20 protein-coding genes and 1 pseudogene are annotated in these 25084 nt (G+C 48.9%); 11 read left to right on the top strand and 10 right to left on the bottom strand.

Going from position 1 to position 25084, the window contains the following annotated elements; genetic code table 11:
• Nucleotides 1-129: 129 nt before the first annotated feature.
• Nucleotides 130-1245, top strand: a complete 1116-nt coding sequence (locus GSO_RS11410) for a lactate oxidase (RefSeq protein ID WP_010492288.1) — start codon at nucleotides 130-132, stop codon at nucleotides 1243-1245.
• A 160-nt stretch (nucleotides 1246-1405) separates the two neighbouring features.
• On the opposite strand, the pseudogene GSO_RS15965 reads toward GSO_RS11410, so the two are convergent.
• Nucleotides 1406-1689, bottom strand: a pseudogene (locus GSO_RS15965) (chromosome partitioning protein ParB).
• Nucleotides 1690-1760: 71 nt separating this feature from the next.
• Entirely contained in the window at nucleotides 1761-2867 is a 1107-nt protein-coding gene (locus GSO_RS11400) for a low temperature requirement protein A (RefSeq protein WP_010492284.1), read from the bottom strand.
• 162 nt (nucleotides 2868-3029) lie between these two features.
• Between GSO_RS11400 and GSO_RS11395 the strand changes: the two genes are divergently transcribed.
• The 3 genes from GSO_RS11395 to ppdK all read left to right on the top strand — a co-directional run bounded on the left by GSO_RS11395 (nucleotide 3030) and on the right by ppdK (nucleotide 7361).
• A complete protein-coding gene (locus tag GSO_RS11395; protein WP_010492281.1) occupies nucleotides 3030-3701 on the top strand; it encodes a 2,3-bisphosphoglycerate-dependent phosphoglycerate mutase in 672 nt (223 codons plus the stop codon).
• 160 nt (nucleotides 3702-3861) lie between these two features.
• Nucleotides 3862-4449, top strand: a complete 588-nt coding sequence (locus GSO_RS11390; RefSeq protein ID WP_075760648.1) for a CBS domain-containing protein — start codon at nucleotides 3862-3864, stop codon at nucleotides 4447-4449.
• A gap of 281 nt (nucleotides 4450-4730) precedes the next feature.
• Nucleotides 4731-7361 (top strand): pyruvate, phosphate dikinase, encoded by a 2631-nt coding sequence (gene ppdK / locus GSO_RS11380; protein ID WP_010492276.1) that lies wholly within the window; start codon nucleotides 4731-4733, stop codon nucleotides 7359-7361.
• 135 nt (nucleotides 7362-7496) lie between these two features.
• Here the strand turns inward: ppdK and GSO_RS11375 are convergent, their stop codons facing one another.
• The 4 genes from GSO_RS11375 to GSO_RS11360 form a co-directional block, all read right to left on the bottom strand.
• Nucleotides 7497-9551, bottom strand: a complete 2055-nt coding sequence (locus GSO_RS11375; RefSeq protein ID WP_010492273.1) for a KUP/HAK/KT family potassium transporter — start codon at nucleotides 9549-9551, stop codon at nucleotides 7497-7499.
• Between the two features lie 160 nt (nucleotides 9552-9711).
• Nucleotides 9712-10590 carry an ATP-binding cassette domain-containing protein gene (locus GSO_RS11370; RefSeq protein ID WP_010492271.1) on the bottom strand — a complete coding sequence of 293 codons (879 nt, stop codon included), beginning with the start codon at nucleotides 10588-10590 and terminating at the stop codon, nucleotides 9712-9714.
• Nucleotides 10591-10604: 14 nt separating this feature from the next.
• Nucleotides 10605-11798: an ABC transporter gene (locus tag GSO_RS11365; RefSeq protein ID WP_010492270.1), complete on the bottom strand. Its 1194-nt coding sequence runs from the start codon at nucleotides 11796-11798 to the stop codon at nucleotides 10605-10607.
• Nucleotides 11798-12898 carry an ABC transporter gene (locus GSO_RS11360; protein ID WP_010492267.1) on the bottom strand — a complete coding sequence of 367 codons (1101 nt, stop codon included), beginning with the start codon at nucleotides 12896-12898 and terminating at the stop codon, nucleotides 11798-11800. Before GSO_RS11360 ends, GSO_RS11365 begins: the two co-directional genes overlap by 1 nt.
• 373 nt (nucleotides 12899-13271) lie before the next feature.
• On the opposite strand from GSO_RS11360, the gene mazE reads away from it, so the two are divergent.
• The gene (gene mazE, locus GSO_RS11350) at nucleotides 13272-13496 is read left to right on the top strand and encodes a type II toxin-antitoxin system PemI/MazE family antitoxin (protein WP_010492262.1); all 225 of its coding nucleotides are present in this window, start codon (nucleotides 13272-13274) and stop codon (nucleotides 13494-13496) included.
• A gap of 145 nt (nucleotides 13497-13641) precedes the next feature.
• Here the strand turns inward: mazE and GSO_RS11345 are convergent, their stop codons facing one another.
• The 3 genes from GSO_RS11345 to GSO_RS11335 form a co-directional block, all read right to left on the bottom strand.
• Complete coding sequence (locus GSO_RS11345; RefSeq protein WP_010492261.1) at nucleotides 13642-14988, bottom strand: C1 family peptidase; 1347 nt, start codon at nucleotides 14986-14988, stop codon at nucleotides 13642-13644.
• Nucleotides 14989-15116: 128 nt separating this feature from the next.
• A complete protein-coding gene (locus GSO_RS11340; protein ID WP_010492259.1) occupies nucleotides 15117-16436 on the bottom strand; it encodes a C1 family peptidase in 1320 nt (439 codons plus the stop codon).
• Between the two features lie 459 nt (nucleotides 16437-16895).
• Nucleotides 16896-17186: a GNAT family N-acetyltransferase gene (locus GSO_RS11335; RefSeq protein WP_010492257.1), complete on the bottom strand. Its 291-nt coding sequence runs from the start codon at nucleotides 17184-17186 to the stop codon at nucleotides 16896-16898.
• 364 nt (nucleotides 17187-17550) lie between these two features.
• Between GSO_RS11335 and GSO_RS11330 the strand changes: the two genes are divergently transcribed.
• Genes GSO_RS11330 through GSO_RS11320 form a run of 3 tightly spaced genes read left to right on the top strand, consistent with a single transcriptional unit; the run spans nucleotide 17551 to nucleotide 20610 of the window.
• Entirely contained in the window at nucleotides 17551-18090 is a 540-nt protein-coding gene (locus GSO_RS11330) for a dCTP deaminase/dUTPase family protein (RefSeq protein ID WP_010492255.1), read from the top strand.
• A 19-nt stretch (nucleotides 18091-18109) separates the two neighbouring features.
• Nucleotides 18110-19474 (top strand): DNA repair protein RadA, encoded by a 1365-nt coding sequence (gene radA / locus GSO_RS11325; RefSeq protein WP_010492253.1) that lies wholly within the window; start codon nucleotides 18110-18112, stop codon nucleotides 19472-19474.
• Nucleotides 19475-19494: 20 nt separating this feature from the next.
• A complete protein-coding gene (locus tag GSO_RS11320; RefSeq protein ID WP_010492251.1) occupies nucleotides 19495-20610 on the top strand; it encodes a PIN/TRAM domain-containing protein in 1116 nt (371 codons plus the stop codon).
• A gap of 103 nt (nucleotides 20611-20713) precedes the next feature.
• On the opposite strand, the gene GSO_RS11315 is transcribed toward GSO_RS11320, so the two are convergent.
• Nucleotides 20714-21604, bottom strand: coding sequence for a helix-turn-helix domain-containing protein (locus GSO_RS11315; RefSeq protein WP_010492249.1), 891 nt, complete (start codon nucleotides 21602-21604; stop codon nucleotides 20714-20716).
• A 275-nt stretch (nucleotides 21605-21879) separates the two neighbouring features.
• On the opposite strand from GSO_RS11315, the gene GSO_RS11310 reads away from it, so the two are divergent.
• The 3 genes from GSO_RS11310 (at nucleotide 21880) to GSO_RS11300 (ending at nucleotide 24974) form a co-directional block, all read left to right on the top strand.
• Nucleotides 21880-22758: an ATP-binding cassette domain-containing protein gene (locus GSO_RS11310; protein ID WP_029345592.1), complete on the top strand. Its 879-nt coding sequence runs from the start codon at nucleotides 21880-21882 to the stop codon at nucleotides 22756-22758.
• 25 nt (nucleotides 22759-22783) lie between these two features.
• Nucleotides 22784-23560 (top strand): ABC transporter permease, encoded by a 777-nt coding sequence (locus GSO_RS11305; RefSeq protein WP_010492243.1) that lies wholly within the window; start codon nucleotides 22784-22786, stop codon nucleotides 23558-23560.
• A 223-nt stretch (nucleotides 23561-23783) separates the two neighbouring features.
• Complete coding sequence (locus GSO_RS11300) at nucleotides 23784-24974, top strand: MucBP domain-containing protein (RefSeq protein WP_010492240.1); 1191 nt, start codon at nucleotides 23784-23786, stop codon at nucleotides 24972-24974.
• Nucleotides 24975-25084: the final 110 nt, after the last annotated feature.

Here is a 25084-nt window from a genome sequence, read left to right as displayed (position 1 = left end):
AACATGCTGATGCTTAAGCATTTACATAACCACTTACAAAAAATCAGCAAATTCTCTTTACTTACTAATTATAAGTGTTACACTAATAAGTGTTCTAATAAGTAAGCAATTTGGGAGGCTTTTTGACACATGACAGTTGTTAATGGTTACGAACAGAGCGATGCAGAGAAAAAACTGAATATTTTGAATTTGCCGTCATTGGCGGATGAAGCGAAGAAGATTATTCCAACAGGCGGATTCGGGTACATTGTTGGCGGATCCGAAGATGAATGGACTTTAGCCGAGAACACCAAGGCTTTCAATCATGCACAGATTGTTCCGAAGGCGTTGTCGAATATTGACTCACCGGACTTGTCGACCAGCTTTTTGGGTATTGACTTGAAGACACCAGTCATGATGGCGCCGACAGCGGCTCAAGGACTGGCACACAGTCAGGGTGAAAAAGATACCGCCCGCGGTATTGCTGCAGTTGGTGGCTTGATGGCCCAAAGCACCTACAGTTCAACATCAATTGCTGACACAGCAGCAGCCGGCAACGGTGCGCCGCAATTGTTCCAGCTCTATATGAGCAAAGATTGGGACTTTAACAAGAGCTTGCTTGATGAAGCCAAAAAGGCCGGTGTCAAAGGGATTATCCTCACCGTTGATGCGACCGTTGATGGCTATCGCGAAGAAGATATCATTAATAACTTCCAATTCCCAATTCCAATGCCGAACCTGGAAAAATATTCCGAAGGCGACGGTAAAGGTAAGGGTATCGGTGAAATTTATGCCTCTGCCGCACAGAAGATCGGTGAAGACGATGTCCGCCGCATTGCGGAGTACACGGACTTGCCGGTGATCGTTAAGGGCATTCAGTCACCAGAGGATGCTTTGCGGGCAATTGGCGCAGGTGCAGCTGCTGTCTATGTTTCTAACCATGGCGGCCGGCAGTTGAATGGTGGCCCGGCTTCCTTTGATGTTTTGCCGGCTATTGCTAAGGCGGTCAACAAGCGCGTTCCGATCATCTTTGATTCCGGAATTCGCCGCGGCAGCCACGCTTTCAAGGCGTTAGCAGCCGGTGCTGATCTGGTCGCGTTTGGTCGTCCGGTTATTTACGGCTTGGCCTTAGGCGGTGCTCAAGGGGTTCAAAGCGTGTTCGAACAAATTGACCACGAACTTGAAATCATCATGCAGCTTGCCGGAACCAAGACCATTGAGGACGTCAAGCATGCACCATTAACCCATTTTAACTACGCTGACTAGTTTCGGTGTCAGTAGATCCTTAAGACGCAAAAAAAGAATCCGCTTTGGCTTTGAGCCGAGGCGGATTCTTTTTTGGCATGCTTGTGAATTAAGCAAGTCAGCTATATGTTCATTCATCATCGAAACCGCGTCACTGTATGGTTGGGTTTCGATAATCCATCTACAAGCCGATTTGACTCAGTGTGTACATGGCGTTGCGGAACTCATCGCGTCGATTAGCGCGTTTTTCGATATCACTTGGCAGTTCCGTCATATCGATTCTGACAACGGCTCGCCGCAGTAGGCTGACCATTGTCTTATCATTCATTTTGATGTAAAGATGATCAGCGTCAAACCGTTCCACCGCGTCTTCCCAAACTCGGGCATTTTCGTGGTCGCTTTCGACGTTCGCTTGATCAGTGATTTGCCATCAACCGTGTTGAAGGTGACATCATAGGTTGTCATGTGGAGCTCCCCTTTCTTGGATGCATTTATCAGTTCAGAGTGAACTGGTTTACACTCTTTAATTATACATCCTAATAGGTCGGTCCATTGGGATGTAAGATGAATTGCCAAAGATAAAGCGTGTCGGCGAGGAGATAGGCGGTTAAGCCGAGCAGGAAGGGCAGGGGCATGACAGATGTCATCAAGCTGTAGACACCAAAGATCAAAAGCGAGAAGCCTAAGTAGAACCAGCGTTTGAAGCCAATATCAATCCGCTTGACCGGGTAAGCACTTAGGTAACCGATGAGACTAAAATAGTAGACAGCCAAAGTGAGGGTGATGGCAAAAGCAAACCACTGGGGATCAAGTGAATGCGCCAACCATAAGTGGATCAGCGTACTGAGACTGAGAATCGCCGCCATGAGCGGATAATGCAGATGGATCACCGCTAAACCACCATTTTTCTGCCGGCGATTGAGGCCGTTATCATAAACAAGTTGATAAGCCACAAACAACAGCATGACGACCAGAAAGAAAAGTGCTGCCGGCAAGGAAAGACCGGCATAGACCGTGTCCGCCACGCCAATAATCGATTCGCCGAAGATCAACAAAACCAGCAACGCGTACCGTTCGCTTAGATGAGCGAGATCGGTCAGTGGGGCTCTATTTGGTCGCCAAACCAAGGATGGCATCAGGGCGGCGCCGACAATCCCCACAAAAAAGACAGCGAACGAGAGGGTGTACGGCTTTAGAAAGAGCGATATCAAGGCAATCACGCTACCGGTCGCAAGTGTCAGTCCGGATATTTTGGCGAGGGTTGCATGATTTTTTCGCCAAACCAAGCCATATTCGCTTGCTAGGCTCAAAAATAAAACTGCGGTGCTCAGTTGACACGGCCACTTGGTTGTGGCGAGGTCGCTGGTGATCGCGGTGCTCAAAACAATGACCCAGAACATGTTGAACAGGCTAAAAAGGTTGTGGCGCCATTGGTGATGGGAAAACTGATTCGTTAAGACGGTCTGGTAGGTCCAAATCACCCAAAATACCAGCAGCATCAATAAAAATTCTCCGATTATTTGCGGTGCGATCCTGCCATGCACCGGCAATGCCAGGGTTTGCGCCATGCGACCAACGGCATAGGCAAAAATCAAATCATAAAAAAGCTCGACCATCGTGACCGATCGAAGCGACTTGGCCATGAGCATCCTTCTTTCTAAAAGCTAAGGCAGTGCTCGCCTTGCTTGTCTCAATATATAGTAGCCTATCATTTTCGTGACTTGGCGGCAAAGCAGTTGCTGCCAAGCCAGGCTACACTAATTCAGCTGAGATTGTTATACTAGTTTAGATAGGGAGGTCGAGATTTGGTCAAACTAGTCCTTTTACGCCATGGCGAAAGCATTGCCAATCAACAAAATACTTATACCGGCTGGTCCGATGTGGGGTTAACCGCGCATGGTAAGGCTCAAGCAGCCGAGGCCGGCAGCAAGATCGCGACAACCGGGATCCTGTTTGATCATGTCCACACCAGTGTGCTGTCGCGCGCGATCATGACTGCTTACATTGTGCAGGATAAGATCGGGCAGAATTACCTGCCGATTACCAAAAGTTGGCGGCTGAATGAACGGCATTATGGGGCGTTGCGCGGGATCAACAAAGACCTGACCCGCAAACTTTTTGGCCCGGATCAGGTTGCCAGCTGGCGGCGCAGCTTTTACGCGCATCCGCCGTTGCTGGCGCATCCCAGTCGTTCGCGCCGTTACCACCAGTACCCGGCCACCATTATTCCGCGGGGTGAAAGTCTTGCGGATGCGAGTGAACGCTTGCTGCCGTACTGGAGTGCCGAGTTGGCGCCGCGGCTCATGGCAGGCAAGAATCAGCTCATCGTGGCACATGGATCAACGCTACGGGCGCTGGTTAAGTACATGGAAGACATCAGCAACGCCGGTATCAACAAAGTCGAGATCGGCAATGCGCAGCCGATTGTCTATACACTTGATGATCACTTGAAGATTCTTAAAAAACAAACGCTTTGAAAAGAATTCCGGCCAGGTCGGCTTACCCGATGTGCCGGATTTCTTTTGGCATATTCCAACTTTTTAAGGTTGAATATCACGTCATATATCCTAAAAATGTTATACTGTTGATTATAAAAAGGAGGGGGCACCTACGCAACTTACCAAACGTCAACGTAAAATTGTTCAGCTGTTGAAAGCTGATAGCCCCATGACCGGGGAAACATTAGCGGCCAAGTTAAAAATCAGTTTGGCCACGATTCGGGCCGATTTGCGTCTGCTGACAACGATTGGCATTCTGGATGCCCGGCCTAAAGTAGGTTACGCCTACCAGGGTGCCAGCATTTTACCGGCCGGCAACGAGGCGTTGTTTAAAATGGCCATTGCCAAAATCCTGCTTCCACCAACGGAAATCAAGCTCACAACCTCGATGGAAGAAGCGGTGACCAAGCTTTTTATCGCCGATGTTGGCTCCTTGTATGTGCTGGATGATGACGGTGCCTTGGTTGGCCTGATTTCGCGTAAAGATTTGCTGCGGGCCAGCTTTACCGATCGCGATACGACATTGCCTGCCAGTATCGTGATGACTCGGATGCCCAATGTTGTTACCGTGACGGCTGATACCACGATTATGGACGCCAGCAAGTTGCTGCTTAAACACAACGTTGATTCGTTGCCAGTAGTCCAAAACCGCGGTGACACGCATGTCATCGGAAAAATTACCAAGAATCGCATTTTTAAATATCTGATCGAAACCCTTGCTCCGTAGGCTGTTTGGCGAATACTGCCAGCAGCTTTTTTCGTGCTGTCATAACGCGTTCACCGGCGCAGAAGTCTGCGTGTAAGGACCTTGGTCGCAATGGTCAAACCCGGACCATCACGCCCAAGGCCGCTTACACTCCGACTTCTAAGCGCGCCGGCTCACGCTCAAAAAAACTTAAAACAAATAGGCCAATTTTTAAGTGTAAACGCTTGCAATTTCCATGGCTAAATAATACATTATATAGCGAACATATATAACGTCATATTTAACGAATGGGAGGATTTGTGATGAAACAAATCTATGCGTTTGCGGAAGGCAACATGGAGATGCGGGCTTTATTGGGTGGCAAGGGGGCTAATCTTGCCGAAATGACGAATCTTGGCTTACCGGTTCCTCCGGGATTCACCATGACAACGGCGGCCTGCCATGACTATCAGCAGCAACATGCTCTGTCAGATACCTTGTTGGCTGAACTGGACGAACATTTGCAGGCATTGGAACAGGCTACCGGGAAACGTTTTGACGACCCGACCGCGCCACTGCTGGTTTCGGTTCGTTCCGGCGCACCGATTTCGATGCCTGGCATGATGGACACGATTTTGAATATCGGGTTGAACGACCAAACCGTGCAGGCGCTGGCAACACTGACGGCGGATACGCGTTTCGCCTATGATAGTTATCGCCGGCTGCTGGCCATGTTCGGGAATGTCGTCTACGGTCTATCGGAAAGTGCGTTTGATGATGTTTTGACCGCGATCAAACAGGAAAAAGGGTACACGTCTGATCTGGCCTTAACCACAGATGACCTGAAGCAGATTATCCAGGCCTTCAAACAGCTTTACACAGACGCCGGCAAATCGTTCCCGCAATCGCCCAAAGCCCAGATCTTAGCGGCGATTGTTGCGGTGTTTGAATCGTGGAACAATCGGCGCGCAGTGATTTATCGGCGCGAAAATCATATTCCTGAAGATTTGGGTACAGCCGTTAATGTGCAGACCATGGTTTTCGGCAACGCTGGTGAAGATTCCGGTACCGGGGTGGCCTTTACCCGCGATCCGGCGACCGGCGAACGCGCCTTGTTTGGTGAGTATCTTTTAAATGCTCAAGGTGAGGATGTTGTCTCCGGCGTGCGGACGCCGCAACCGGTGGCGGTCTTGCATGAGCAGATGCCGGAAGTTTACGATCAGCTGGCTGCAATCGCCACGACTTTGGAGCAGCATTATCGTGACATGCAGGATCTCGAATTCACGATCGAACATGGCGAACTCTATCTATTGCAGGCGCGTAACGGAAAACGGACGCCAGCTGCTGCGGTTAAAATTGCCGTTGATTTGGTCAATGAAGGCCTGATTGATCGGCAGGAAGCCTTAATGCGGATTGAGCCGAAATCGCTTAGTGACATGCTGCATCCGGAGTTTGACCAGCAGGCATTGGCGGCCCATGACGTTTTGGCCACCGGTTTACCGGCATCTCCCGGCGCGGCAACCGGTGAAGTTTATTTTACCGCCGCAGAAGCCAAAGCCGCGCACGAAGCCGGTCATCAGGTTATTTTGATGCGGCAGGACACCTCACCGGAGGACATTGAAGGGATGATCGTCAGTCAGGCGATTGTCACCGCGCGCGGCGGCATGACCTCGCACGCAGCAGTGGTTGCCCGCGGCATGGGAGCCACCGGCGTCGTGGGGATGCACGCGCTGAGTGTCGATGAACACGCTAAAACAGCCACGGTCGGTGACATTGTGCTCCATGAAGGCGATTGGGTATCGGTCGATGGCACAACCGGGCACCTTTATCGCGGGCGCATCACAACCACCGCCGCCATGGTTAAGGAAAGTCTGGCAACCTTGCTGGATTGGGCCAAAGCAGCGAGTCGGATGGGCGTTTACACCAACGCCGATACGCCAAAGGATCTGCAGCAGGCGCTCACTTTTGGTGCGGATGGCATCGGACTAACCCGAACCGAGCACATGTTTTTCCAGCCGGAGCGGTTGTTACAAATGCGCCGACTGATTTTGGCAAAAGATGCGGAAGGTCGTAAAGCACCGCTGGCTGCCTTAGAGAAAATGCAGGAACAAGACTTCTATGATTTATATCGTCTGGCAGCAGGTAAAAGTGTCACAATTCGCTTACTGGATCCACCATTACATGAATTTCTCCCGCATGACTTACGCGAAATTAACGAAGTGGCGAATGAGCTGGGTCTAGAGCAAAATCAGTTGCGCGAGCGGATGGCGGCGCTGAAAGAAGTCAATCCGATGTTGGGCCATCGCGGCGATCGCTTAGCCGTTACCTTCCCGGATATCTACGCGATGCAGGTTCGCGCGATGATGCATGCGGTCTTCCGGTTAGCCGATGAAGGCGTCACCGTGACGCCGCATATCATGATTCCGCTTACCAACTCGGAAACCGAATTGCGTTGGGTACGCCGACTGGTGGTCAATGAAATCGAACAGATGGCCTCCGCTAAAGGCATTCAGGTGACGTATGAAGTCGGAACGATGATCGAAACACCGCGCGCATGCGTCACCGCTGATGCTATCGCCAATGCCGCCGATTTCTTCAGCTTCGGCACCAACGATCTCACCCAGTTGACCTTCGGCTACTCGCGTGATGATGTCGGCTCATTCCTGCCAGCCTACCTGGAAAAGAAAATCCTGCCGGCCGATCCATTCCAAACGGTTGATACAGAAGGCGTTGGCATGTTGATGAAGATGGCTATCAACAAAGGCCGCGCGACAAAATCGCAATTGCCAATCGGCGTCTGCGGTGAAGTCGGTGGTGATCCGGACTCAGTTGCCTTCTTTGACAGCATCGGCGTCAGCTACGTTTCCTGCTCACCATACCGCGTCCCCGTTGCGCGACTGGCCGCGGCTCAGGCAACGTTGCGGGCCACGAAAAAGGCAAAGGCCCGTTCGTAATCCGTAATGACCGATGTAAGAATAATCGCAGTCAAATGATCGCGATTCAGACCATATAAAAAGATGCACCCAAGTCAGCAGCAAAATTTGCTTCATGACTTGTGGTGCACCTTTTTAATTAATTTGATTTTCGACTTAATCGTCTTCGTCTTCAGCCTGAGCATCAACCTGCGACCGACTTAATCGCGTTAGCTTGGTAATCGGAATCTTCCCCAGCACAAGCGGTACAGTTTCATCTAGTGTATCGGCATATTCCAGGCCGAACCACTGAGCCGGCGAAACGGTGACGCGCTGGAGCCACAGCCGCGCCTGAATGATGGTTTTCTGGAAACCTTTGATTTGAGTTTGCGGTGACAATTCTTCGTGTAAAAGTACAAACGTCCAATCACCGACCTGCCGATCCGGGATGGTGGTGTATTTTTGCGGCTGGGTTGGCAATTCGCCTTCACGCATCATGTCATTGACAATCTGCCGCAGGAAAACGTTGACCTGTTGCTCCATCCGGAAGCCTAGGAACAGCTGGACATTGACCATGTAGTCGGTGCCGTAAGTGTCAGTCGTGTATTCGGCTGTGTAGGGTTCATCGGTAACGTTGACCGTTACAAACCAATAAACTTGGGCACGTTTCGGCCGTTTGTCCAGAATCGAGTACAGGATTTCTTTTTTAATGTAGTGGTCATTGGCAATCTGGGTCATATACACCAAATTAGTGGTATAAGTCGGATAGTTCGGATCGCTACGTAATTCTGAAAGCTGTTTTTTATAAGCGAACAGTGAAGCCATTTCTGCCCGGTACGTGTTGTCGTCGCGAATCCGACCGCCGTATTGCCAGACAAACATAATCGCTAGGATCACAAAGGCAATCATTGCGGTGACATAACCACCATGGAGAAACTTAACGGCACTGGAAATGAAGAAGACTGTTTCGATGGCACCAAAGAAGATCAAGGTGCCCAATGCGATCACAGTCGGCGCGTGGTGTACCCGTAAGTATTGATACAGCAGCAAGGTGGTCATCAACATGGTAATCGTGATGGCCAATCCGTAGGCGCCTTCCATTTCGGCGCTGGTCTTGAAGTAGGCGATGATTGCCAGGCACGCCACCCACAAAATGGTGTTGACAACCGGGATATACAGCTGGCCTTTAAGCCGGGTTGGATAAACAATGTGTAACCGCGGCAAGAAGCGCAGTTTGATGGCTTCGGAAACTAATGTGTAAGAACCGGAAATCAAGGCCTGTGACGCAATAATCGCAGCTAAAGTTGCCAAAATAATCGCACCCAGCCGGATACTTTCCGGCAGCATCTGAAAGAATGGGTTGAAATCACTGATTTTGTTAAACGCCGTCACATGCGAATTGCGGTCCAGCCACACTGCCTGGCCAAAGTAGTTCAACACTAGACAGATATTAACATAAGGCCAACTTAAGTAAATATTGCCACGCCCCACATGGCCCATGTCCGAATACAGCGCTTCGGCCCCGGTGGTCGCCAGGAAAATGCTGCCTAAAATAAACAGGCCCATCTTATTATCCGGGCTAACCAGCAAACGCAGCGCGTAGTAAGGATTCAAGGCGCGTAACATTGACCAGTCTTTTGACAACGCCAGAAAGCCGGCAACGCCTAAAAAGGTGAACCACACAAACATAATGGGGCCGAACGCCTTGCCGATGAGATCGGTGCCAAAGCGCTGGATGAAGAACAAAAAGGTGATGATAAAAATCGTGACCCAAATGACTTGTTGCTGATTGTCAATCAGAATATTGCCATTGATGTGGACACCTTTGAGCCCTTCAATTGCCGTTGTCACCGTCACAGCCGGCGTTAACATGCCATCAGCCAATAAAGCAGCCCCGCCAATCATGGCTGGTAAGACTAACCAGCGAGCGCGCTGACGAACAAGCGTGTACAAGGCAAATATACCACCTTCACCGTTGTTATCAGCTCGTAACGCGATCAACACATACTTGATCGTGGTGATGATGAGCAAGGTCCAGAAGATCAACGAAACAGAACCGACCAAAAAATCGGTATCAAAATGTCCCATGCCGCCGTTTCCGGCAACGATTGACTTCATAACATAAAGCGGTGATGTTCCGATATCTCCATAAACAACACCGAGTGTTACAAGTAAAGCCGCGGCAGAAATTTTATGCTTCAGCTTCTTATTAGCAGCCAAGCCTGACGCCATTCGTGCACCCCCTGAAAAGTAATAACGCCATTGTAGCAGAAACATGCGCCAATGTAAGGTACATATGCTTAATTCATTTTACGAAATTCCACGTGATCGCCGTCATTAAACAAGAAAAGCCGCCGATGAGCGGTTTTCGGTGGTTAAGACGGACTGAACATTAACGTTCGGCTTCGTAAAACTCGTTGAAATAAGTGTCGAGATCCAGCGGTGCCAATTTAAAGGCAATGTGATGTGCAGCAAGTCCCAGCAACAACTGATTGAAATGTTGGCCGGGAAGTTCATTAACCGGCAAAACCAATAGGCCGTTCGGGTAATGTTGCCAGGGCATCCGGGGTAGACGGTTGGCATTGTCGGCCGCCACTTGGATGTACAGCGGCTGCTGTTCATGCTGATCGATCGTTTTGATGATTTTACCATCACGCATGAAGTAGATTAGGTCAGCATAACCCTGCAGATTGTTCAATAAGTGCGACACGGTAATGATCAGCTTGCCTTCCGCTCGTAAGCCACGCAGAATTCGCGACATGCGCGCAACGTTGATGGTGTCCAGACCGTTCATGAACTCGTCCAGCAGCATAATCGGCGTATTTGCCGCCATGACCATGCCAAAACAAAGCCGCTGCTTCATCCCCATCGAGTAAGTCCGCACTGGCTGATTGACATAATCGTGCATATCCAGTGCTGTGATGATTTGCTTGACGCTTTTCTTGCGGTTACGCCAAAGTCGCGCGTAATAGTCAAGATGGGCTTTACCTGACAAGTCGGGATACAGGTCGTCTTGAACCGGAAAAAGACACATTTGGCGATGCATTGCAAGGCTTTGCTTTTGACTGCCATAGGTTTGCCCGTCTAAGACAACTTTACCGGACTGCGGCTTGAGGTCATTGAGGATCAGGCGCAACAAGGTGGTTTTACCTGTCCCATTAGGCGCCACGATGCCCACAATCGAGCCACTGCTCATGGTGAGACTAATGTTGTCAATGACGTGCGGCTTATTTTTAAAACTCAAGGCGAGACTTTGTAATTGCAGTTCCATTGTGAGACCTCCGTTTACTTGATAATAGCGGCGCGCCGGCGATGCGTGACGATGAACAGCACGAGCTCAAGCATGAGAATCACACTGCCAATAACGACGACGGCAGCCAGCGGACTCATGCGACTGGTATCGTAGCGAAAATTCTGTAAGCCGCTAACGATTGCTGCCGGATTCATGTAACCCGGCAGATAATACGCCGTTTGTGGAACCGAAAAGGCAATGCCGTGCATGAAATAAAGCGGTTCCCCAAATAGTAAAAAGGCACTGACAACCAGCCCGACCAACTCGTTATGGAAAAGCAGCTGGCATAACAGGTTCAGGCGAATGAACAGCCACATTAACGAGAAGGTTAGACCCAGAATCGTCGGCAGCGCAATGCCAAGTGCTAAGGGATCCAATTTAATCGACATGCCGTCTTTCGCATAATACGCAATCGCAGCTGATAATGACCCCAGGCCGTGTTGCGGGATGACAAAAGTCGCAATGATGGCGACTGCTGCCACTAAAAAACCGGATAATGCCGTGAAAACTGTGAACGTTTTGGCGTTAACAGCGTGCCAGGGACTGATAGGCAACAGGCGCGCAATGCTGCGGTGGCGTTGTTCGCTCGTTAACAAGTCGTTCGCAAACAAAATCGTGATGATCAATAGCGCTGTCAACCAGCCACCAGCCGCACCGCGAAACAGGGTTTGCCAAAAGGTTTGTTGCTTAATCGTGGCCGTGTCGGGATGGGCTTGTTTAGCCAGTGGTTCCAGTGAACGGTACATAGTCGCATTGGCAAAGGCCGCATCGGCATCAGGGTACTGGCGATTCTCAAAGTAATAGGAAAGCGGATAGTGAAACGGGCTGGACTGGGCATCGGGATTGGCGGCATTTTGACCTAAAAATGCCAGATAATGCAGGGTTGCCTTCACATACGCCTGAGTGTGCTGTTGCTTTTGGGCGTTTAACATGCGCGTTTCGATGTTGGCAAACTCACGCGTGGCCGGAACCCACTTTGCTGTCAAAGTGCCATGAGGTTCGTTGACGAAGGCCACATTTTTATCGCGATCGCGGGTCAGCGCATTTCTTGTCGGCAGCTCGGCAGGCGCTTTGTTGGGCGGGAAAAAGATAAATTGACACAGTAGCGCAACCAAGGCAATGCCGATGACGGCTAAGTTTTTGCGGTTAGTGAGTAGTTGGTGGAGTTGAAACCGAAAATAGCGCATTATGCCACCTCCTTCTTGACCCGATAACCAAAGAGTCCAAGATTGACAATAACCCAGACAAGTAGCAGGCCGGCACCGATCCACGTGCTGGCAAGCGGCTGATTGAGGCGGTCAATCAATGTACCGCTCACGGTGGCGTAACTATCAAGGTAAGGAATTGGCAAGAACCAAAGAAAGCGGAAGACTTGCGGCAACATCAGTGGCGAGATGGCAACTGCCGCCGCAATGAAGGTCGTCAGATAGGCATTTGTGACCCATGTGTTAAGCAGCATACAGAAACTAATGATCCAGATGCCGGCCAGGAGTGTCAGACCGCCGAACAGAAGGAGATATTGCCATAACGGTAATAATGTTTTCCCCATGACGGCCAGTGGATAGGCAGTATCACCGATGCCGTTGAATAATGCCGGCAATGCAACGATCGCCAGCAAGCCGGCCGCCAGAATGAGCAGATAAAATCCGGTTAACGTCAGGATCCGACTGCTGCCGGCCACGCCAGCCGTTAACGGACGTGCGGTCATCAGTGTTTGGTGGCGCCGCCGTTCGACCCAACTATCGCAGGCAAGCAAAATAGCCGCTGCGCCGGTGAGCCAACTGAGATAAGGCAAGATAGTGACTATGTAAGAACTGCTGGTTGTCACCCCGGTAACGGCAGGTTTGTCATCATTCTTTAGTCTTGTGAGCGTCAAAACATCGCCTTTTAGCTGATGAAGCGGCGGCAATGGCATCGTGTTGATCGCTTTAAAATGCCGCTGCCGCATTGCCAGCTGTGCATTGCGTAAGCTCAGCAAGCCGTTCCGCGTTGTATCGGGCTCACCAAGCTTAATTCCCAAGCCAATCACACCGGTTGCCGAATTCTGCGCGTCCAGATTCGCCAACAACGGCTTCTGCGACTTACTCAACGTGTCCAGATTATATTCGGCGTAATTAGCCACCGCCGCATTCGCTGTCGCCTGCGCCGTCTGCCCGACATCCAAGCGATGCGTCCACATCAAAGCAAAAAAGCCAATGATAAAAGCCGCAACAAACAACCCTGCCAAGGCAAGATTCTTCCGCGAATGAACCATTTGACGCCAATCAAAACCCAACTGCGTCCCCATACCCAGCCTCCATTTCGAAAATGACTTTAATTCGGTTGCCATCAGAATACCACAATTCAGGCAGAGCGCGAACAGACCCGCTTAGAAAGCAAAGTGTACGTGGTCTGAACCCAATGACCCGATCTTGGTCATTGGGTTCAAGGTCCTTACACGCAGGTTTCTGGGCCTGTGAGCGCGTTTCAGCGTCGGAGAACTCCGGGCAGTCTTTAGCGCCGCAGTCAAGGCAATGACACGTTGGTTCGTATAACTGCAATACGTCCAGAATCGCCCTTCTATGTATAAACTTCACAGACTGACAATAACCCCCCCTAACAAAATTGGAAAATCAACAGCCAACCTGTATACTGCCAATATCTAAGGGGGGACGATTCTCATGACCATAAAAGCGAAAAAAGTCGGTAACACAATGACGCTGACAGTCCCGAAAGAATTTAAAATCGCCGAAGGAACCGAATTCACGGTTAAACAACGCAGCGATGGTGGCATCGTGTACTTACCCATACACCACAACCCGTTTGAAAGTGACAGGATCAAACAGGATTTAAAACAAGCAGATGTTACTTTAGAACGAGACATCCTGACTAGTGAATGGGACTGAAAGTAAAACGCGATTCAAAGCCAATTGCTGAATATGCAGTTTTACTTTTCAGTACCAGACAAAAACGACAGAAGCTCTTCGACCATCGTAAGTGCCGAAAAACTTCTGTCCCTATTTTTATCGCCGCCAGTTCAATTCACTGACACTATCTTGATGCCAAAGCACCCATTGGATCCCATGGTGCCAGAACGGTTGGCTTGGCGTATTCGTTTTTGATGACATCCTGCAATTCGGTTGGCAGGTACTTCTTGGAAATGACAACTTGGTAGACAAATTGATCGAACCAGTCATCGCTTGCCACGAAGTAACCTTTTTCGCCGACCTTGTCACCCCAAGAGTTTTCGACCTTCCATTTGGTTGGTTTGCCGTCAACAATGTCAACGCCAGTCAGAACCATGGCGTGGGTCATAAGACTTTCACCATAGTCAAGGCGTTCTGCTTTTGTCATGGTGAAGTCGGTGTTGAAGAGGTCATCTTTCTTGTAGATGTTGGTGTCCAGAATACCGAGTTGACGATCAGAACTTTGCCCAACGTCGGAACCGAACCAGACGGACTCGCCAGCCTTGAGTTGCTTGATGGCCAAAGCCTTGAAAGTATCGATGTCGAGGTTCAGGTGCCGGACTTCGCGACCGCCGACCACGTTACCAAGCATTTCAACGGTATAGAGGTGGTTGTATGGCTTGTCGGCCGTTGGTGCGTTGATGATACTTTGATAGTCGTCAAGGTTCCAGCCAACATACTTCTTGAAGAAGGTCTGCGGCGTCAGTTCACGATCGATGTGGTAGTTCTTGTCATCGTCGCGATACTCAAAGTCGAATTTAGTTGGCGGGTTGCCTAAGGCGTAAGCCAAAATCCGGTAGTCTTCCGCTAACATCTTTTGCTTAGCAGCTTCAATATCGGCATCGCTGGCTTTGTCAGCCACTAACTTGCGCAGTTTAACCGCGTCCTTGCGCAGCTTCAGGTTGAGCAAGCCGTTTAATTCGTTACTTTTGTTTGAGTTGTAGGTTTCCGGCATCACTGACTTCGGCACGATGCCGTATTTTTCAATCAATGCCGACAACATGTCCCATTGGCCGCCGTCTTGTTGCGGGGTGGCCAAGAGGAACGCAACTTTACGGCTGTCCAGTGGTTGATCAGCGGTTTTCAAAACATTTTCATAAAAATAATTGGACTTTTCAAATTTATCCCAGAAGTTGGTATAGTTTTGGGAAAGTTCAAAGTCTTTGATCTTGAACTGGGCCTGGATGCCGTGGCGCATCGTATTGAGCGCGGCAAACATCCAGCAACGGCCGCTTTGCTTTTGGTTGGCAACGGCGCCGGTCTCAAGTTCGATTGAGAAAGTCGGCGTCATGGCCACTTTGCTGTCGGTGTTTTCGGCAGTGGTGTTGATGCCATTGTTCATAACCGCTTTTTGTAAAGCAGTGGCACCGGGTGTGGCTTGCAGATCCTGTTTGAACTGATCCAAATCGCTGGAAGTAATTTCTGCAGACATTGAAATAAACACTCCTTTTTTAAACAGTTGATGATGAAGCAGTTGGCAGTCAAAAGGTTGCAATCTCCCGTTGGCTGCTCTTGCCGCCTGAATGAAGCGACAAGCATAGTCTAGCATATAACCCGTGTTTAATTCAGAAAATCCCACACAGGCAGGTTGATTGGCGTGGTTTGAAGGGCGGCTTGCTCGGCTTCGGTCAGGAGGCTCTTGCGAACGACGACCTCGTAGACGTACTGGTCAAACCAACTCGCATCGGCAACAAAATAACCGTCATGGCCGTTGTCTTTGCCCCACGAATTTTCGACCTTCCATTTTGTTACCTTGCCATCAACGACATCGGCACCGGTGAACGTCATGGCATGGGACATTTCGGCTTCGGTGGTCACGATTCGATCGGTTTTGTCCACGTGAAAATCGACGTCAAACAAATCGTTATAATTGAAAAGGCCGCCTTTGAGCGTACCGGATTTCCGGTCCATATCGGCCAGGACATCATTACCGAACCAGACGCCTTCGCCGGCTTGCAGCTGTGCCAATGCCAGTTGCTCCAGGCGCTCAGGCGGGAGGTTCAGGATCGTTAAAGGATGCCTTTCAACCACGGTATTGGCTGCTTTGATGGTATAGAGCTGCTGATATTTTTTGCTTGGCTCAGGATCGCTGGCAACCACGATGTAATCATCAAAATGCCACTTGACGTACTTTTTGAAGAAAGTTTGCGGGGTCAAGCCGGTATCGCGGTGATATTGTTTTTTGTCATCGCGATATTCGAAATCGAACGTTGTCGGTGGGTTGCCGAAAGTATAGGCGAGGATACGATAGACCACACTGAGTAGTTCACGTTTTTTAGCGGCAATCGCGTCGTCACTGGCATGTTGCTGCTTCAGCGTGCGTAATACTTTGGCGTCTTTGCGCAACTTCTCGTTCAAGACGCTGTTTAATTCAGCCGTTTTGTTGCTGTTGTAGGTTTCCGGCATAACGGACTTTGGAACCAAGCCATACTTTTCAATGAGTGCAGCGGCTTGATCATAATGGCCGCCGTCTTGATCCGGTCCGCTGAGGTAAGTAGCGACTTCGCGATCATCGAGTGGCTTGTCGGCCGATGCCAAAATATTTTCATAGAATAAGTTGGCTTTCTCCAGCCGGTCGAAAAAGGCATTGTAGTTTTGTGAGAATTCGAAATCTTTCAGGCCGAATTCATCCGCAATGCCGTGGCGAACCGTGTTTAATGTGGCAAATAGCCAGCAGCGGCCGCTTTTCTTCTGGTTGGCAACACTGCCCGTGTCAAGGTCGAGCGAGAATACCGGTTTCATGTCCTCGCCGTCGATGGCTTCGCGGCTAGCCGCCTGTGGTCCGACGTTTTGGACCGCGCGACTGCGGGCAGCGGCGGCGGGATGGTGCGCGAGCTGCTCTTGAAACGCCTTAATCTGATCAAATGTAATTTCTGACATAGCGAGCCCCTTTTCTTAGTGCATTAAAGAAACCTTACCTCAATTTAATTAGAATTTAAAGGTGATCAAAGGCATGACTTAAATTGATTTCCGCCAAAAGTTGCTACTTCAAAAGTTCCATGCCGTGCCAAACTCCGCAATCTCCGGCGGGGGCAAGGTCTGGCGACCGCGAAGCTAGAGGGGTGGGCACGACTTAGAGCCTCTGCAAAACCGGCAGAGTCTCTAAGCTCGGCCTTGTTGTAGGCGGGGCAAAAAGCGCCCCACCAACAACAATGTCACCCCTGAGCCCATCTGGCCTCCGATTGCTCCGCTTTGGCACTAAGATTTTTAAAGTTTAAACCAAACTATTTACCCGAAACGAAAAGAAAACGCACTTCCAATTTTTAACAATCGGAAGCACGTTCGCTTCTGTAAGCTTGACGTTTTGACCGTGAGTTACGCTCTGGCCTCACTCAGCATTCAGTTATCCTTCACCGGCCGCAAAACATCGGCATATTCCGGATGGTTGTGAAAGGCATGCACTGCGTATGAGCAAAGTGGTTCAATGGTTTTGCCTTCTTTCCGGGCGGCAGCAACGACCGCTTCGATGAGTTGGCCGGCGATGCCTTGGCCACGCAAACTTTCGTCAACAAAAGTATGATCGACTGCCCATGCTTGGCCGTCGTCAATTGATTGATACGTTAATTCGGCCAGCAGTCGGCCATCCCAGTCGGTATTGAAAATCCGGCCCGGTTCGTGTTGAAATTCCATATTAACCTCCTTGGTAAAAGTGCGTGAGCGTGAACTGGCGCGTTCAGGAACCGGAGTATAAGCGGCCTTGGGCGTGATGGCCCGGTTTTGGCCATTGCGACCAAGGCCCTTATACGCAGGTTCCTGCGCCAGTGAACGCGTTATGGTTGAGCATCCAACGCATCGCACCGTCAGCGCCGCTTTTACCGAATCCAGTCACCATGACGCTCGGGTCAATTTTGTTAATGCGATTGACCAGTCGCGTCCGCACTCCAAATTTAGCAAGAAAACGGTATAATTACAAGAAGGAAAGCCTTTTCAGCATGGTTGTCAGCTGGTGCCACGTGTTATGATACCTTGGACACTACTTATATGGAGGTTCATTATGAAGACCCGTGGTTTTGAAATTGTTTCAAAGTACCAGGATGACGACCTGACCTTGCCCACACGCCAAACCAAGCAAGCGGCAGGGTATGATTTTTACGCGCGTGAGGATTTCTTGTTGAAAAGCATCTGGCGGTATGATTTTATTCGGCTTTTCCGGCTGATTAAAAATGAACGCCCACTGACCAACAAGGATTTCGAACGGGCTGAGCAGATCTTGAAACCGTATTTGGTGCCGACTGGTATAAAAGCATATATGCAGCCTAATGAAGTACTGGTTTTGGCTAATCGCTCCAGCAATCCGCTTAAGCACGGCCTGACGTTGCCCAATGGGATTGGCGTGATTGATGCCGACTATTATAACAATCCGGACAACGAAGGCGAAATCTATATTCAGCTACTGAATTTCTTCCCCCGCGATGTGATGATTAAAAAAGGCGACCGCATCGGCCAAGGCATCTTCATGCCATTTTTAATGGCGGATGGCGATCAAGGCGGGCTGGCTCAGCGGCAAAGCGGTTTTGGGTCAACCGATCACTAGTTAATATTGAAGGGATAATATGGCGAAAGCAAAAACACAGTACGTATGTCAAAATTGCGGTTATATTTCGGCCACTTATTTAGGGCGTTGTCCAAATTGTGGTGGCTGGAATACCTTAGTTGAAGAAACCGTCAGTTCAACCAAGTCGGCACCGCGGCAGACGCGGGCAGGCAGTAAAGTCAAGCCGATGCGGATGGATGAAGTGACGGTTGCCAAGGAAACGCGGGTTAAGACCGGTTTGGCGGAATTAAACCGTGTGCTTGGTGGTGGCGTGGTGCCGGGATCGCTGGTTTTGATTGGCGGGGATCCCGGAATCGGTAAATCGACCTTGCTATTGCAGGTGTCCGGACAGTTGGCGAGCACTGGCGGTACCGTTTTATACGTGTCCGGCGAAGAAAGCGCCAGTCAGATCAAAATGCGGGCCGGGCGCTTAGGGGTTGCCAATTCGGGGATGTACCTGTATCCGGAAACCGACATGCCTAGCATTGAAGGAGTCATTGACCAGATGCAGCCGGATTATGTCGTGATTGACTCGGTTCAAACCATGAATGTACCGGATATGAACTCGGCAGTCGGTTCGGTTGCCCAGATTCGCGAAGTCACGGCCGAACTGATGCGCATTGCCAAATCCAAAGGTGTAACCATCTTCATCGTCGGCCACGTCACCAAGGAAGGCGCGATTGCCGGGCCTAAAATTCTTGAACATATGGTCGACACCGTGCTTTATTTTGAAGGCGATATGCACCACACTTACCGGATTTTACGGTCGGTTAAGAATCGGTTCGGCTCCACCAATGAAATCGGCATTTTTGAGATGCACCAAAACGGCCTGCAGGAAGTCGCTAATCCCTCGGAAATCTTCTTAGAGGAACGGCTGGCTGGGGCGACCGGTTCGGCGGTGGTGGTGTCGATGGAAGGTACGCGGCCGATTTTGGTCGAAATTCAGGCATTGATCAGTCCCACGATGTACGGCAATGCCAAACGCACTAGCAGCGGATTGGATCACAATCGTGTCAGCTTGATCATGGCAGTGCTGGAAAAACGGGCCAATCTCATGCTGCAGAATCAGGACGCTTACCTGAAAGCCACTGGCGGCGTTAAGTTGGATGAGCCAGCGATTGACTTAGCGATGGCCGTTGCGATTGCCTCGTCATATCGCGACAAAGAGATTCCGCCGACGGATTGTTTTGTCGGTGAAATCGGCTTAACCGGTGAAGTGCGGCGGGTGAACCGCATTGAAGATCGGGTCAAAGAGGCGGCCAAGCTGGGTTTTAAGCGGATTTTCGTACCGCGCAACAATCTGCAAGGCTGGCACGCACCCAAAGATATTCAAGTCATTGGGGTTACAAGCATTGCCGAAGCGTTGCATAAGGTTTTTAATTAGAAGAAGAGAGGAGGCAAACCATGAAGAAACGAATTGTTTATTTGATTTTCGGCTTGATCGGCATTGGGGTCGGCATGGGCGCATTACCGGCACTTTGGGAAGCCATCGGTTGGCAGCATCACCTGATTGTCAACAACCTGCTGACGAACGGGTTAATCGGCGCCATCATTTTCCTGCTGCTAGCCAGTCTCAGCGTCAACTGGATTCTGGGACGGTTAAAAGTTCTGGAAAAGACGCTGAACACCAAATCACCAAGCTATTTACTGTTCGGTAGCTTGTCGACCACGATCGGCTTGATTCTGGCCGCGATTATTTCAATTCCGTTGTATCGGTTCATCGCACCGCTGAATATCTTCCTACCACTCATCATCATGCTATTATTCGGTTACTTGGGTTTTCGGGTGGGTACGACACGCAGCGAAGAATGGCGGCGGCTATTGAATTTCCGCAATCGCCGGACAGCAGATACGGACAACGACCAGGTCCTCGAGCGCAAAGTCGGTGATCATTTTCGCAAATACAAGCTGCTCGACACCAGTGTCATCATCGACGGCCGGGTTCAGGCCATTGCCAAGACCGGGTTTATCGAAGGCACGATGCTGGTTCCGAACTTTGTTTTGCATGAACTGCAACTGATTTCAGACTCGGCGGATTCGATGAAAAGAATGCGCGGCCGCCGCGGATTGGACATTTTGAATGCCATGCAAAAAGATAAAGACATTCATATTGAGATGTACGAAGGCGATTTTGACGATTTAACCGAAGTCGACAGCAAGCTGCTCAAGCTCGCTAAATTGCTCGATGGCATCGTCATGACGAATGATTTTAACCTCAACAAGGTCGCACAATTTCAAAATGTCCCGGTGCTCAACATCAACGCGCTAGCCAATGCCCTGAAGCCCGATGTGATCCCCGGAGAAAACATGACGGTCACCGTCATCAAATCCGGCTCTGAACGGCAACAAGGCGTCGCTTATCTCGACGACGGCACGATGGTGGTGGTCGAAGACGGTAAGTTCTACATGAACAAACCGCTGGAAGTCATCGTCACCAGTGCGCTGCAAACGGCCGCGGGGCGCATGATCTTCGCAAAGCCGGCACACCAGCAAAAGGCGATCCGGGATAAGGAAAAGTAAATATTGTGGATGTAAAAAGGCGTTGTCCCGAGTTGGGGCAGCGCCTTTTTTAAGAAGTGGAACAGTGAATTTCGTCAGCGGTAGGGACTTAGCGACGTCTTGGTTACTGAAGGAGTGACTCTTTAAACTTGAAGTCCGCTTTCCATCTACGACTATAAACCGGACTGATCTTCGTAATAACCTTTAGAATCGATTCGAGATCAGCCAGGGTCTCCTGATCACTGGAAATTTTATACTGGCAGAGCAGTTTCAACATATGCAATTGAAGACGAATGAAAAAGTAATTATCAGGGATTTTTTGTTGCTGCAAATGGTCAAGCGTTTGGACAGCCGATGCATATTGTCCACGGTAATAAAGCGAAGCGGCAATATTATAAAATGTCTGGAAAAAGAGATCAAGGTAATTCCGCCGTTGATGTAGCGCAAAATGGATCGTGAGAAACTTTGCGTACAAACGATCAAAATCTTGGGGTTGTAAAAATGCTACACAGTCGCCATAAAGTGAGTATTCAAATTTGTACCAAGCATCACGCTCCATTAGGTAGTCGGCCACATACTTGGAATCAGCTTTGGACAGTAGTTTATGACTTTCTTGGATGTCGATGAAAATGGACAAAACCATAATGCCTTTCAGCTTATAAAATTTGTTTTGGGTGGCTTTAAACTTTTCCAAAAAGTCATGGTGCAACTTTTTAAATCCAGAAGCATCCTGTGAAACCGAAAATTTCCACAAGCGCTGATTCAGAGCGTCTAAACTGGAATCGACAATATTTGAGTCGCCGTTCTGATTTTGATTGAGAATTTCAAAAAACTCTGGTGCATCCATGCCTAGGTTGCTTAATAGCAAACAGAGTTTCTCAACTGAAATATCCGATAATCCGTTTTCGAACTTTGAAACAGTGCTTACGCTGAGTTCACCGGCTACATCAGCGATTCTCAAACCTCGTTCTACACGCAGCTCTTTAAACAAAGCACCAATGTTATGTGATTGCATGAAGCGGTCTCCTCCAATTTTCCTATAAGCAACTTAAAACCAATTATGTGATGAAAATATCGTTTTTGTCAAAAAACACGGATTGATCGGTTTGATCTGGTAAGTTAGTACTACTTAAAGAGTATCAAAATTAGGCCTTGTGATCGAGTTCAGGTATCACCTGGAATTTTTGATATTGCGGCAATTGATGTATGTATATATTTTATCAATAACACAAAACAAATAGATAATGAAGTTGATCACCAATCTCATCAAGAAAGTTGTGGTATGACTTAATGCTAACAGTTAATAACCTCGATAAATGGTTCGGGAGGAAACAAGCTTTGCACCAAATTTCATTTGAAATCAAACCGGGACGGGTTGTCGGCCTGATTGGGGCAAACGGCGCAGGTAAAACAACCATTATGAAAACCATTTTGGGCATTTCGAGTTTTATCGGTGACATTCGGCTAAATGATCAAAAGATCACCGTTGACAATCATGATGCCTTAAAAGATGTGGGCGCCTTGATTGAGTATCCCGGTTTGTATCCTTATTTAACCGGTCGAGAACAGCTGCACCTTTTTACGAGAGGCACTGATCGGCGCGCTAAAGTGGACAAAGTGATTGAAGAGATGCACTTGACTGCCTATGCAGATGCAAAAGCCAAGCATTATTCGCTAGGGATGAAGCAGAAGCTTGGGATTGCGCTGGCGTTGGTGAATCAGCCGAGTCTGGTAATCCTTGACGAACCAATGAATGGGCTTGATCCCAAGGCAACAAGAGAACTGCGCGAATTGATTCTTCAGAAAAAAGCAGAAGGTATTTCATTCCTCATATCAAGCCATATCCTGAGTGAGTTGCAAAAGGTCGCTGACGATGTTGTGATCATTAATCACGGCCATCTTGTCACAAGCAATACCATGAGCGCCGTGTTGGCCAGAAATGAGAGTTATCTTTTGCTGCGAACGGATCAGAACGACCGCGCGGCGCAACTTTTAGTGCAGAAAGGTTATCAAGCTACTGTCGAAGAAGGCAGCGTTAAGATTGCCAGAAACTCAATTCAAAATATGACATCTTTGTTGCATGCGGTGTTGGATCAGAATATTGCGATCCACGACATTCACGAACAACAGGATGACTTGGAAAACTCACTTTTAGGCATCATTGAGTGATTGAGACGATACGGAGGATTTTATTTTGTTCACATTGCTTAAACAGGAAACCTACAAACTCTTAAAAAGACCATCCTTTACAATTTTCTGGTTATTTCTCATTGTGTTTCAACTGGCAATGGCGATTTTCGGAAAAGTTTATCCACAGACGTTTCAGCCTGAGAACTTGTTCCTCAACGATTTTTACGCGCCGGTGTTGATTGTCTTTTATATCATTGCAGTCGGCAGTACGCAGCTGTCATCAGAAAATCAGTATGGCACGCTGAAGGCATTGCTGTATCGACAATATTCAAGTAGCAAAGTTTTGGTTAGTAAGTGGTTAACCCTGCTAGGCTGTGCACTTTACTTCTATGGCAGCAGCCTCGTGATGACTTTTCTTTTAAAAGTGATCTTTTTCCAAAATAAATTTAGTCTGACTTTGCAAGTTAGCAACCATCAGCCGATTTGGCAGGCCATGTTGATGAATACGGTCAGCGAGTTTTTGACATTACTTTTTCTGGCTGCTTTTGTGTTGCTGTTGGCTACCTTATTTGATAATTCAACGCCTGCAATCATTGTCGGCATTAGTGCCTACTTTGTTGTCTCGGTCTTTAACCAACTGATGTTTATGCTGATTGATCAGCACGAATGGCTCAAATGGAACCCAGTGAATATGTTGAACTTCGGGGCACAATTGAACTCGCCAAAGCTTTCGAGTCTGACTCACCTAGGCATCAACCAGATGATGATCGGCTACATTGCTTATGGCAGTATTTTCTTGATCCTTGGCCTGATTGTCTTCCGCAGGCGTAATTTGCGGTAGATGATGGTATTCACGAAAAATAAAACGCCTGTTTAGGTGTCATTTTCTGCGTCCAAGTCAGTTATCCAAGTGCTTCAAAGTGGATACTTTCTCAGCCCGAGAATCCATTCGAAAGTTTTCATACCAATACCACGTGTTATAATTTGTATGTAAATTAAAATAATTATTTTAACAAGGTTTGGTTGAAGGGCTTTTGGCTTGGTTTCTGAAGGGAGCAATTGCATTGAGACCAATTGGAGAAGAAAAAGTTCATAGCAAACTGTATAAAGATGGCAAGTTGTGGGTGGTGATGCTGATCGGCTTCTTCTTGATGGGTGGTACGAGTTCCGCGCATAAAGTGGCGGCCAAGTCCATCAATGAAACCTCTCAATTGGCACAACGATCGAGAGTCAATGCAGCATTGACTCGTCAACAAAAAAAGTATTTGAGTAATCCCGTTGCCTCACCAATTACAGAGACAGGAAAAGCTGCTGAAGATCCTGCTACACAAGGAACCATTGATATCAAATTTGTTGATGACCAAGGCAATCAACTTGCCCCGGATCAGACGTTTAGTGGCAAAGTAGGCGATTCGTATACCATCTCGCCAATCAGCATCAAAGATTACCAATATGCCCATTTGGCTACGAATAGCGCACCGGCAAGCGGCACATACACCAATGGCACGATCACTGTCACCATGGTTTACACAAAGACGCCAATTCCTCAAGGCAGCGTTAACGTGAAGTACGTCGATGATGCAGGCAATACGCTTGCACCTGATAAAGTGCTCACGGGCCAGCCTGGCGATCCTTATGAAGCCCGTCCGATCGATATTGCAAATTATCAATTCACCAGTCTTGCGCCAGGCAGCGCACCGGAAAACGGGACCTTTAGTACCGGCACTTTGACTGTGACGTTTGTTTACAGTAAAACACCAGCCGCCCAAGGAACCGTTAACGTTCATTATGTCGACGAAAATGGGCACGCACTCGCGCCAGACAAAGTTTTGACTGGGAATGCAGGAACACCTTATACCACAACGCCAACAACCATTGCGGGATATCAGTATCTGCGCATGGCGCCAAACAGCGCGGCTGATTCAGGCACATTCACCAATGGAACGTTAAATGTCACCTTTGTTTATGCGAAGACGAGCACGCCGGTCACGCCAAGTACGCCAGTCACACCAAGCACGCCGACAAATCCATCCACGCCAAATCCGCCAAGCAACGTTTTGCCGTCAACAGGTGGCAGCAATGGCGCGACAACAACGATCATAACGCCAACTAATAAGGCTAAGCACACACTGCCACGGACACACGAAGAAGAACAGATCGGCTTGACGGCTCTTGGCGTTGTTCTTCTAGCTTTGGCAGGCTTTTTAGGTATTCGTTGGCGCCGGCAAACGAAAAAAGTAAGTCATAAAAATTAAATCGTACCATTTTCAATTGTGTAAATTGAGTTGAAAAATGGAATGGAAAAGAGCATCATTCACTTTAAATGATGCTCTTTTTATACCTAAAGAATTGAAAACGACCACAA

This window comes from Lacticaseibacillus zeae DSM 20178 = KCTC 3804, from assembly GCF_000260435.1.
Taxonomy (GTDB): Bacteria; Bacillota; Bacilli; order Lactobacillales; family Lactobacillaceae; genus Lacticaseibacillus; species Lacticaseibacillus zeae.
This window is presented reverse-complemented; position numbering and strand designations above follow the sequence as displayed.